The organism is Streptomyces sp. NPDC057623, from assembly GCF_042800355.1.
In the GTDB taxonomy this organism is placed as follows: domain Bacteria; phylum Actinomycetota; class Actinomycetes; order Streptomycetales; family Streptomycetaceae; genus Streptomyces.
The window spans coordinates 88645-100563 of sequence record NZ_JBHVGZ010000035.1 but is presented as its reverse complement, the minus strand read 5'-3'; the positions used below and the strand labels follow the sequence as shown (position 1 = coordinate 100563).

At 68.5% G+C, this 11919-nt stretch carries 8 protein-coding genes; 3 read left to right on the top strand and 5 right to left on the bottom strand.

The annotated features are described in order from the left end of the window. The first annotated feature begins 99 nt into the window (after nt 1–99). Nucleotides 100–420, top strand: coding sequence for a hypothetical protein (locus ACFU95_RS30100; RefSeq protein WP_383833560.1), 321 nt, complete (start codon nt 100–102; stop codon nt 418–420). 151 nt (nt 421–571) lie between these two features. On the opposite strand, the gene ACFU95_RS30095 is transcribed toward ACFU95_RS30100, so the two are convergent. From ACFU95_RS30095 to ACFU95_RS30085, 3 genes are all read right to left on the bottom strand, one after another. Next, nucleotides 572–2032, bottom strand: coding sequence for an amino acid permease (locus tag ACFU95_RS30095; RefSeq protein WP_383833557.1), 1461 nt, complete (start codon nt 2030–2032; stop codon nt 572–574). Between the two features lie 225 nt (nt 2033–2257). Continuing rightward, a complete protein-coding gene (locus ACFU95_RS30090; protein ID WP_383833554.1) occupies nt 2258–3901 on the bottom strand; it encodes a PucR family transcriptional regulator in 1644 nt (547 codons plus the stop codon). Between the two features lie 601 nt (nt 3902–4502). After that, on the bottom strand, nt 4503–5363 hold the full coding sequence (locus tag ACFU95_RS30085; RefSeq protein WP_383833550.1) for a calcium-binding protein: 861 nt from the start codon (nt 5361–5363) through the stop codon (nt 4503–4505). Between the two features lie 332 nt (nt 5364–5695). On the opposite strand from ACFU95_RS30085, the gene ACFU95_RS30080 reads away from it, so the two are divergent. Beyond that, nucleotides 5696–8200: a DnaB-like helicase C-terminal domain-containing protein gene (locus tag ACFU95_RS30080; RefSeq protein WP_383833547.1), complete on the top strand. Its 2505-nt coding sequence runs from the start codon at nt 5696–5698 to the stop codon at nt 8198–8200. Beyond that, the gene (locus ACFU95_RS30075) at nt 8200–8781 is read left to right on the top strand and encodes a hypothetical protein (RefSeq protein WP_383833545.1); all 582 of its coding nucleotides are present in this window, start codon (nt 8200–8202) and stop codon (nt 8779–8781) included. The genes ACFU95_RS30080 and ACFU95_RS30075 overlap by 1 nt, the downstream gene beginning before the upstream one ends. A gap of 43 nt (nt 8782–8824) precedes the next feature. On the opposite strand, the gene ACFU95_RS30070 is transcribed toward ACFU95_RS30075, so the two are convergent. Together ACFU95_RS30070 and ccrA are read right to left on the bottom strand one after the other, a co-directional pair. After that, nucleotides 8825–10369, bottom strand: a complete 1545-nt coding sequence (locus tag ACFU95_RS30070; RefSeq protein WP_383833542.1) for a fused MFS/spermidine synthase — start codon at nt 10367–10369, stop codon at nt 8825–8827. Nucleotides 10370–10575: 206 nt separating this feature from the next. Beyond that, on the bottom strand, nt 10576–11916 hold the full coding sequence (gene ccrA, locus ACFU95_RS30065) for a crotonyl-CoA carboxylase/reductase (RefSeq protein ID WP_383833539.1): 1341 nt from the start codon (nt 11914–11916) through the stop codon (nt 10576–10578). Between the last annotated feature and the right edge of the window lie 3 nt (nt 11917–11919).

The window sequence follows — 11919 nt, the reverse complement described above, 5'->3', positions numbered from 1 at the left end:
CGCGGCCAACACCGGGGAATGACCAACATCAACTGACGCAGTGGGGGTCACTTTTCACCCGTCGAAAGTGGGTCACGATTCACGCGTCGCCGACAAACGGTGGTCCACGCACTGTTCACGGTGTGGTCCTGCCCTCGAGTAGCACTGGTCGCGAAGGAGTTCGAGGAGTCCCGATCCGGCATCGCCAACAACAACAGGGCGACCGAGATCCCTCTCCCGGAGCTCGGCGATCAGCGCGCCGGGATCACCCACTACAACGCCGACCTCGAAGAGACGACAGCCGTCGCCCTGCTCCGCGTCGGCACCGTCCTCGTCGAGATGGAATACGCGCCGGTGCTCGACGACCCGGAATGGAACACGGAGTTCGAGCAGCTGGCCTCGATGGTGGCCGCCCGCGCCCAGCAGGTCCAGAACGCCTGAAGACGTGGTCGTAGTCAGCTGCCAAGTCGTCGTGGGCGGCTTCCCGATTCATGCCCCCCACGAACAGACCTGATCCGCTGCGCGTAGGTGCGGGGCGTCTCCCTGCCGAAGCCGGCAGGGAGCCTGGCCCACCGTGAGGCGTTCGCGGTGGTTATCGGGGCGCGACAGCCTCCTTGGTGCCGTTGCGCCGGATCCGGTCCCGGACGAGCGCGATCGCGATCACCAGGGCGGCGACGAGTACGGAGAGCAGGACCTGGCTGCGGCCACCACCCTCACTGTCGTCGGTGAGCATGTAGAGGAGTACGAACGAGATCATCCCGATCGTCGCCCACGTCAGATACGGGAACAGCCACATCCGGACCACGAGCTTCTCCGGGCTCTCGCGCAGGATGATCCCCCGCATCCGCAGTTGGGAGAAGCAGATGACCAGCCACACGAAGAGCGCGACGGCGCCGGAGGAGTTCAGCAGGAACTGGAAGACGGTGTCCGGCCACAGGTAGTTGAAGGCGACGGCGACGAAGCCGAAGGCCACCGAGGCCAGGATCGCGGTGTGCGGGACACCGCGGGAGTTCGTGCGGACGAAGGACTGCGGCGCGTCGCCCCGCTGGCCGAGGGAGAAGGCCATGCGGGAGGCGGTGTAGAGGCCGGAGTTGAGGCAGGACAGCACGGCGGTCAGCACGACGACGTTCATGATCTGCCCCGCGTGCGGGATACCGATCGAGTCCAGGGCCGCCACGTACGAGCCGTCCTTCTTGATCGCGGGGTCGTTCCACGGCAGCAGCGAGACCACGACGAGGATCGAACCGACGTAGAAGACCCCTACCCGCCAGATCACGCTCCTGGTGGCCTTGGCGACCGCCCGCCGAGCATCCGGGGACTCACCGGCGGCGAGGGTGACGATCTCGCTGCCCATGAAGGAGAAGACGACCAGCAGGATGCCGGTGAGGATCGCACCGGGCCCGTTGGGCAGGAAACCGCCGTGCTCGGTGAGATTGGCGAAGCCGGTCGCGGCGTGGTCGGTGCCAGGCAGCACGCCGAAGATCGCCAGACCGCCGAGCACGATGAAGCCCGCGATGGCGACGACCTTGATGCCCGCGAACCAGAACTCGAATTCGCCGAAGGAGCCTACCGAGGCCAGGTTCGTGGCCGTGAGCACCACCATCACGATCAGCGCCCAGGCCCACTGCGGTACGGCCGGCACCCACCCCTCAAGGATCACGGCACCCGCGGTCGCCTCCACTGCCAGCACCACGACCCAGAAGAACCAGTACAGCCAGCCGATCGAGAATCCGGCCCAGCGACCGAGCGCCCGGTCCGCGTAGGCGGAGAAGGAGCCGGAGGACGGATTGGCAGCGGCCATCTCGCCGAGCATCCGCATCACAAAGACGACCAGGGCACCGACCAGTACGTACGACACCAGGATGCCGGGGCCGGCGGCGGCGATACCGGATGCGGAACCTACGAAGAGACCGGCACCGATCACCCCGCCGATGGCGATCATCGACAGATGGCGGTTCTTGAGACCGGCCCGCAGACCTGCCTGCTCCGGAGGTCGGCCCTCTGCGGGCGGGGCGGTGTCAGATGCCAGAGAACCAGGGGGACGTGTAGTCATGTCGACATCCATTGAGTGGTTGGGAGGGCCTGGCGAGGAGTGGGTGGCCCGGGAAGGAGGTGCCGGCAGGGAGCGTCTCGCTCCGCCTCCTCGTGGGAGGGAGAGCCGTGTCACCTGGGGAAATGGATTTGCGCAAGCTTATGGGGGGCCATGGGGCGGCGTGTTTGTGAACGATGAACAAACTCCCCCGCAATGCCTGTACGACTGGACAATGCGCAGGCGGCGTCAGTTGGTCGGCGGAAGCCGCAACTGGAGCATGGCCAGCAGACGCTGGTCGGGACGGCTCAGATCGAGACCGGTCAGCTCCTCCGCCCTGCGAAGGCGATAGCGCAGCGTGTTGGGGTGCACATGCAGCTGGGCGGCGGCCTCCCGGATGTCACCGAAGGCGTTCAGATAGGCCAGCAGGGACTCGGCCAGCCGCCCCTGGTGCCGGCTGTCGTGCGCTGCCAGGGCGCTCAGCCGTGGATCCCGTATCTCGGGGTGGGCGGCGAGCAGCGTCAGTATCTCGCTGACCAGCACTTCCGCCTGGATGTCCGGCAGTGCGGCGACCGCGGCGGGCAGGCCGACGCCCATCATGGCGTCGAGGATGCGGTCGGACTCCCGGCGTGACTCGGGAACTTCGCCGAGCCCGGACACCACACAGCCGACCGAGCCGCGCAACGCCAGGCCCAGGTGGCGGCGTGCGGCATCGGTGATCTCCTGGCCCCAGCCGCGCAGCGTGTCCGTGTCGATGCTGCGAGGAAGCTGGGGCAGAAGGACATAGATCCGGGGGTCGAGCTGGGTGACCAGCGCGCTGCGGTGCCGAGCGGCGATGTGCACCGAGATCAGGTTGGTGACCTCGGTGTGGGTCAGCTCCGGTGCGGCGCCTGCATGACTCGTCTCCGGCGCGGCGACAACCTCCGCGCTCCCGTACGAGAACCCCAGGACGGCGGCCGGCAGGGTCGCGTCGAACCCCAGGTGCGTGGCGAGCGGTTGCGGCCCGGTGCTCCCCTCCAGAAGCCCGGCCAGCAAGGTCCGGGTCAGTGTCACATCCTCGGAGAGCACCCGGCGGCGGCGCACCAGGTGGTGCGCGGCGACCCGGGCGGCACCCAGAAGTGCCTGCTCCGAGTGTTCGGACAGGGGCGTCGAGCCCTCCTGCACCCAGATGGTGCCCAACTGCCGGCCCCCGGACCGGATCGAAACCGCGAGGCGGCGGCGGATCCCCAGTTCCGGGTGGCTGTCGATGCCCATCACCTGATCACTGGAGTGCAGGTGCTGGAAGACGCCCCACTCGCGCAGTTTCGCCAGATACGCCTCTGGTCCCTGCCAGCCGAGAATGGAACGCCGCCGCAGGTCGTCGATCTCGTCGGTGTCGGTGGAGCGAGAGTAGGCCAGCACCCGGTTGGCGGCGTCCTCGATGCTGACGATGCCACTGGTGAGGACCGCGGTGGTCTGGGCGAGGGAGAACAGGTCACCCTCCTCCGCCTCCGCGTCGGGGTGTCCAGGAGGGGCGTCGTCGAGGGCGGCGCGGGCCAACGCGTTCACCTGCTCCCATCGCGCTTCACCGCGCAGCGAGAGCAGTGCCACGCCGGCCTCGGCGGCGGCCTCGCCCAGGGCCGCGGACTGACCGGGACCGTCCAGCTTGACCACGACAGCGGCGGCTCCGTCGCGGCCGGCGGCCCGCAGCGCGGGAAGGACCGCTCGACCACGGGCACCGATGACGAGGATCAACTGGCCGGGCTGGGCGCTCGGAGGGTCCTCGGGGTCGAGCAGGCAGACATCCCGGATCTCGACATCAAGCCCCGCGGGAGCGGCCTGCACCTCCACCAGTGAGTCACCCATGGACATCAGCAGTTGACGCAGGGTGATACTCGCTACGGGGGGAGGCATCGCGGCCGGATCCATGAAGGTCGCCTTTGCTGGGAACCACGCCGGGCCCTGATGCTATCCGCCCAGGCAAGGGGAGCGTACGGGGCCATCGCACCGTCGAGCGCATTCGCTCACGCCGGAAGCCACCGCCTGTGCGACCACCATGCCGCCGAATGCCGGGCAAGCCGTCGCCCCGGCGGCACACACGGCCCGCTCTCCCTTCGGTGCGATCGGCGGGTTCGTCCTGCTCAGGCTGGGCCATACCGAGAAGCCAGGGATCACCTTCGCGGACGGCCAGGTCCAGCAAGTCGCTCCGCAGTCAGTGGCGTTGTGCACTGAGACAGGGACGCCGAAGGCCGCACCCTGCGTAGACCACCAACCATCCGACGACGGCCGACCGGCGGCCGTCTGTTCAGGATCGCTGACCTGCACGTCGTCCCGCTCCATGAGCTGCGGGCGGATGGCGTGATCGGCGTCGATGCGAACGCCGACCACCTCGCCGCCGGGCTCCTGGACGAGTATGGCAACCCGGTCGGCGTGCCGCGCCGTTTGTGCAACTCGTGCTCAGTCTTCAGGAACGGTGGGAGCAGGCGTCCCAGTCACCCGGCGCGTGCTGACCGGATCAGGGTCGTACGTCGACGTAGTCGCCGGTCGCCTTGGCCGGGCCGGTGGTGGTGGTGCCGGTGAAGTCCCAACGCCAGTAGCCGTCCTTGACGGCCTTGACCGTGGTGCGCAGGGTGCCGGTGTTGCTGGTGTTCACCGTGGCCACGGTGGTGTAGGTGCTGCTGTCCTTGGGGCGGAACTGCAGTTTCACGGCTTGGCCCGTGTATCCCGCATACCGGTAGGTGTCCCAGTTGGCTCGCACGAGTTTTCCGGTCACCGTGATGCGGGCACCCTTGGCCACCGGTTCCGGTGAGGCGTTGACCGTGAGCCGCGCGGCACGCTTGAGGCCGAACGACCCCACGCCGGGGGCAAAGACCGAGTCGCCGGTGTCGGCGTCGACCAAGGCGTCGACCGACCAGGTTCCCGCGTTGGCGTTGGCCAGGTCCACCGGGTCGTCGCTGCCCGCGGCCGGGTGGGCGTTGACGGTGAACACCGTCGTGCATGCCGTCGCGGTCTCGCAGTACGCGTCAGTGGTGTAGAAGCCTCCGTGCGGCCCCTTCAGATCCACGTCAGCGAAATTCAGGCCGGGGTCATCCGAACCGGTGACCGTGACCGGGAACACCACGTCGTGCGTGATGCCCACTATGACGTCCCGTCCGGAATTGACGGTGGCACCACTGACCACCGGGCCCCTGGGCGTGGCATCGGCCGAGGAGCCGACCCCGACCAGCAGAAGACCGACGGCCGACGCCACGGCGCCGCGGCTGGTCGCGCGACCGACGGACTCGCGCCGCAGGCGGGCACGTGGGGCGGCGCTGCGCGGACCGCTGTCGCACCCGTCGCTCTGTCTGTCGCCAGGTGGCGTGGCCAGGCTTCTCATGAAATCTCCCAGGGATGACAGGCCGGCTGCCAACCACATCACCGGCAAGGTCGGTTGGTGGCTGGACCGGATACGGATACATGTCACTCCTACGACTACCGAAACGGCCCGATCGTTGCCCCCGGCCGTGAAGCGGCCAACGACCCGCCATCTGCCACGGAAGCCGGAGAGAGAGTGAACGGTGAACTCACACCGGAAGTCTTCAGAGGTGAGTGAGATTCACGAAAACAGGTATGAATAGGATCCTCTCAGTGCGTGGGTATCGCTAGCATGATGGCGAGTTCAAAGGCCCGGGAGGGTGAGTGAGTCCGGCAGAACCCGAAGTAACCGCGATGAACGCGACCGAGGCGCGCAACGCCCTCTACTCCCTGGTGAAGCGTGCCGAGGAAGAGGGGCGCACGACCCTGATCCACAAGGGCCAGAAGCGTCAGGATCGCGTGCTGCTGGCGCCACTCGACCGGCTTCCGGCAGCGCGGAAGTCCGAGGTTCCCTCCCACGTTCTCAGTGCGGCCCAGAAGGACTTCGGTGACCTCATCACACGGGCGGCTCAGGGACAGCCACAGGTGCTCCTGCGCAACACCACACCGGTCGCGGTGCTGCTGCCCGCCGACGTCCGCGCCGGTACCCACTCGTCCGATCCAGCCGCGGCCGCCGGCGCGGCGCCCGCAGGGGGTGCGGTGAACAGCCGAGGTCGTTCGGAACGCGAGAGCGCGCCGCGCAGGCTCGCCACGCTGGGCGACGCCATCGGCGCCGCACTCACCTCAGGGCCGGTCGGCAGCACCACGTTCGGGCTGCCCGGTCTGGACGCGGCGACGGGGGGCCTGCAGTCGGGCCGGCTGACGCTTGTGGCGGCCGCCCCGAACGTCGGCGGAAGCCTCCTGGGACTGGCCGCCGCAAGGCAGACCGCGCTCGTCGACAACCACAAGGTTCTCTACGCGGCGTCGGGGCCGAACCAGGCTGACGTCATGCGGCGGATCATCTCGGCGGAGACCGGCGGCGACTACCCGCGCCTGAAGCAGGGCCGCCTCACCGAACACGAGCAGCAGCTCGCCCAGCAGTTGGTCCAGGCGCCGCTGCTGATCGACGACGGCAGTGATCTGACCGCCGAGGCGATCGCGGAGACCGCCCCATACGTGCAGGACCTGGCCCTCGTGGTCGTGGACCGCCTCCAGGCCGCCCACAACGCCCGGCTCCCCCTGTCCGGCGACCGTCTTCCGGGCGCCTCGCAAGCCCTGGCCGGGCTCGCGCGCACTCTGCACGTACCGGTGCTGGCCATCGTGGACAGCGACGATCCCAGCCTCCTGGGTCTCCTGGACGCCGACATCCTGGTGACGCTCGCACCGACCGCGGACCCCGCCAAGGTCCAGGTATCGGTCACGGAACGCGACTTCGGTGCGATCGGCTCGGCATACCTACGGCCCGACCTGCTGCACGCCCGCTTCCTCGATGCCGGAGAAGCCCCCGTCGACCGTGCCGGCGGCGAAGGAACCGGCCGGCCGCCGGGCAGCCCGCTGGAGCAGGAGCTGGCCGAGGCGGCGCTCCCCTACACCTCCGGTGCCCGGCAGGGCCTGCCCGCCTCCGTCACCCACGTATTGGCGGCGCTGCGCACCGCACTGGTCAACGGCGATCTCGAAGCTCTCGCGGAACTCGGGCAGCCCCTCGCTGAGGCGGCTTCGGCGCCGCTGCGACTGCCGGACACCGCCGAGGGACGCCGTCTCGCCGCCGCGCTGGAGGCGTACGGCAACGCCGCGCCCGCCGACACCGCCGGGAGACCCGCCGTCGCCGGCGCCCAGCCCATCGCTGCCCGTGAGCAAGCGTCCGACGGCGTCGGCGAAGAGGACGACGGGGACGGCCTGGTGCCGGGGGATGAGGAGGACGAGCCGGAGGGAGCGGTCTTCCCCGCGTTGAGAATTCTCAAGGACGCGGTCGGCCGCTCGAAGATGCACCCGATCAAGGTCATCCGCACCGAGGAACGCGACAGCGCCCCATGGCCGCTGATCAGCGAGGACATGGACGGCGAGCCCGGCTGGGTCCACCCCGACGTCACCCTGGAACGCGTTCCCCACATCAAGGCGAACGGAAAGCGCGTCCGGCGCGACCGCCTCGACGTGCCCGCCTCCTTCGGCGAGGGCGTGATCTGCCTGATCGACCGCAACGGCAGCTTCCCCTCCGCCTGTTCGGCCGTCCCCCTCGCCCCGAACAAGCTTCTGCACACCGGCCCACTCGACGCGTTCGACAAGACGACGGCCGGCATCTACCTCATCGACATCCCGGAGTGGAACCGCACCGACATGCCGCACCCTCTGGGGCGGATCACCGAGCGGCCCGACGACCAGGGCCGCGTGTGGGTGACCACCCCGCACATCAGGCAACTGGAGAAGCTCGCCCGGGACGGCCACCTCGGCGCCGCACCGGCCATTCACGACTCGTGGACAGGGAAAGCCAACGAGTCCCTGTTCAAGCCCTTCTACGAGGCCACCCGAAAGGCACGGACCGAGCTGGTCCAGGTCGGCGGTGACCCCTACAAGGCGTACAAGACCCGGCTGTCCATCGCGCTGCGCCTGCTGTGGCCCAAGCGCGCCGAACAGAAGTCCCCGTTCTGGCGGCCGGACTGGCGCATGAGCATGGTGGCCGAGGCGTCGGTCCGCCACTGGTCGGTGGCCTTCAGGGCCGTCCAGGAGGGCAGCAGGCTCATCGGGCTGTTCAACGTCGACGCGGCCGCCTTCTGGACGCCTGACGGCACTCCGCCCACCACGTACCGGATCGGGACCGGATTCGGCGAAGTGAAGGCCAAGTTCATCCGGCCCGGCGAGATCATTCCCAAGGGTGACGACTGATGGCCGGCCCCACGGGCCGCGGTGGCACCCTGGGCGGCGCACTCAACGACCTCCTGCGCGCCCAGGTCACTCCCCGGCACCGCCTGTCGTCGTACCACGCCCGGCACTGGCACGCCCAGCTCAGCCACCTCACCGCAACCCACCGCGGATACCAGGCCCTCGAAGACGCTGGGCTCGACGTGACCGCCAGAACCCTGCTCAACTGGCTGTCCGACGCTGAGTACAACGTCCGCCGCAGCTACCGCGACCTCATTCACACCGCCTACGAGAACGTCGCCGTCGTCCCTGCCGACCCGCTTCCCGACCGCGTCACGGAAGGGCAGTTCGAGATCAGCGGCATCGTCAGGACAGGCAATGACGAACGTGAGCGCGGCACACGGCGGGCGGCGCCCCTGCGCATCGACGCGAGCAGGGGCGACTGGACCACGATCGAGGCACTCTGGCTGGCCGGCGAACTCACCGACGTCGAGTTCGAGGACCACTTCGTCGACGACGTCATCGTGGCGGACATCGGCGAAGGCACCGACGGGTGGGAGTTCCCCGGCGCCTCGTACTCCGTTGAACTCAGGTACGCGCGCTGACCGGTCGACCGCGCGCCTCGGCAGGGCACGGACGTGTGTCGCGTCACCGGCCGCTCCGTGGGCTGGAGGGCTGCAGGAGCTGGTCGACAGGCGCGTAGTCGTCGGTGAGTATGTGGGCATCGCCGGTCCAGGAGGTGACATCGTCGCCGGTGGCGATCTTCCACCCGGTTTTCCGGGCGTCCAGCGCTTTCTGGGTCGCGTGTAGGTCCACCGGTCGGTCGGAGGCGAGCACCACCAGATTGCCGCCTTCTGCGGTGGCGGTCGGATCGAGGCCGATATCGGCGGGTTCGCCGAGGACGGCAACGTGCTCGAAGGTCTCGCCGAGGGTGGCTACTTCAGCACGTGCGAAGGCCATACGACCGTGATCGATGAGGTTGGCCACGTACAGGCCGTCCGTCTTGAGCACCCGCCGGACGTCCGTCATCGCTTCCACGGTGGTGAGGTGCCAGGGGACGCTGACGCCCCCGAAGGCGTCGCCGACGACGAGGTCATGACTGCCTGCGCCCAGTCTCCGCAGGCCGAGCCTGCCGTCCTCGACGCGCATGTCGATACCGGCCTGTGGTCCCAGACCGAGGTGATCGCGGTTGATGCCGACGAGTCCGCCGTCGATCTCGGATACCAGGCTGCGCGTCCCGGGCCGCGTGGCCGCGAGGTAGCGGGGAAGTGTGAGCCCGCCTCCGCCCAGATGGTGGGCAGCGAGGGGTTCACCTTCGGGAAAGGCGGTATCAACCACCGACGCGATGGCGCGCACGTACCCGAACTTCAGAAAGGTCGGGTCGTCGATGTCGACGTAGGAGTGCCGCAGGCCGTCGAGAACGAGGGTGCGGCCGCCGTCCCGGTGGGGGTCTGCGACGACCCTTGCGCAGTGGTACTTGGTCTCCGTGTCACAGCCGCCGGGTGCGACCGTGGTCGCCAGGCCGCCGGCAACGACGAGGAGTGTCAGGGCGGGGGCGCCGCTCCGTCCTCGCCTTCGCCACTCCACCAGCGCTGAGCCGATGACCAACAGCGTTCCGAGGCCGATGAGTATGCCGCTGACCGGCAGCCGCGATACGAGTACGAAGCCGGTGAGGACGGTGCCGACGATGGCGCCGGCGGTGCCGACACCGGACAGGCGGCCGACCACCGCTCCGGTCTCGGCGAGGCTGGTGAGACGCAGCTTGGTGACGATCGGCGTCACCGCAGCGAGCAGCGCGCCGGGGACGAGGATGGCGGTGGTCGCGATCAGCAGGAGCATCGCCGGCGCCCACTCCGCGGTGGCGCGCAGCGCGGCAGGCGTGAGCGCGACGACCACTCCCGACATTCCGAGCGAGGGGCCGATGAGCCGGCGTGGATCGACCTGGTCGGCGATGCGCCCACCCAGCCAGGAGCCCAGGGCGATCGCGGTGAGCGCGATGCCGATCACCATCGTGCTGGTCTCCAAGGTGAGGCCGAGATAGGGAGCCAGCAGCCGCAGAGCGACGATCTCGACCACCAGCACCGCGGCCGAGGACCCGAACACGAGCACGGCAGCGACACGCGGGCCCAGGCCGTGACTGCGAGGCATGCCCTCGGCGTCAGGCGGCGAAGACAGTTTGGTCACGGACGACATCCTCGCATCCGAGTCATCGAACGAACGGCAACTTCACAGCCCTCTGTCCCAACGGGTGCGCTGCCCAGACAGGTTGGTGACCAGACCCGCTGGACTACAGATCAAGCAGGCACTTGAGGAAGATGCTCCTGGCGTACTCCTGGCGCGCGGCGCGTGCTGCGGCGAGGTTTTCGCCGGATGATCGCGTCATTCCCTCATCGCTCGTCCTACCGCCCAGAACTGCGAAACCGATTAATGGCGGCTTCGCATTTCTCCCGAAAAGCAGGATCGTCGACCCCCAGTCCCTCCCGGGGCGCCAGGCACAGGACTCCGATCTTCCCCGTGTGCACATTCTGCTGAACCTCGCGTGCCGCGTCTCCGGTGTGGAGCAGCGGATGGACGGCGGACAGCGTCGGGTGTACGAGGCCCTTCGCGATGAGGCGGTTTGCCTCCCATGCTTCCCGGTAGTTGGCGAAATGGCTTCCGACGATCTTCTTGAGCGCCATCCACAGGTAGCGGTTGTCGTATTCGTGCATGAAACCCGACGTCGAGGCGCAGGTCACGATCGTCCCTCCTCGCCGGGTGACATACACACTGGCGCCGAAGGTCTCCCGTCCGGGGTGTTCGATGACGATGTCGGGGTCCTCCCCGCCGGTCAGTTCCCGGATGTGGGCCCCGAACCTCTTCCACTCGCGCGGATTGGGTGTCCTGTCGTCGCTCCAGAACTCGTACCCTTCTTCGGCGCGGTTGATGACGTGTTCCGCGCCCGTCGCCCGGACCAGTTCCGCCTTGCGCTCGTCCGAGACGACACACACGGGGACGGCTCCGCCGTTCACCGCGAGCTGGGTGGCGTAGGACCCCACACCCCCTGCCGCACCCCAGATCAGCACCGTGTCGCCCTGCTTCATGCCGGCCCCGTTGCGGGAGACCAGCTGCCGGTAGGCGGTGGAGTTCACCAGGCCCGAACAGGCCGCCTCCTCCCAGGAGAGATGAGCCGGCTTGGGCATGAGCTGGTTGGCCTTGACCAGGGCGAGTTCGCCCAGGCCGCCGTAGTTGGTCTCATAGCCCCAGATCCGCTGATCGGGGTCGAGCATGGTGTCGTCGTGCCCGTCGGCGGAGGCGAGTTCGACGGAAAGGCAGTGGGCGACCACCCGCTGCCCCGGCTGCCATTTCGATACCCCGGGGCCGGTCCTCAGCACGACCCCCGACAGATCGGAGCCCAGCACGTGGAAGGGCTGGTCGTGGCCCGCTGCGGAGGGAACCGACCGCGCATAGCGCTGAAGAAAACCGAACGTCGGAAGCGGCTCGAAGATCGCACTCCATACGGTGTTGTAGTTGATGGAACTCGCCATCACCGCGACCAGCGCCTCGCCGGGCCCCGGCTCCGGGGTCGGCACCTCCTGGACATGGATGGACTTGCGGGGGTCCTTCTCCTTGGAGGGAAGGTCGTGGAAGATCTCGGTCTCTTCTTCGAGGATCACCGCGGCTCGATATTCCTCAGGAACAGGAAGGGACCGCATTTCCTCGGCACCGGAGCCGTCCAGTACCGCGTTCAGAATGTGCTCCATCTC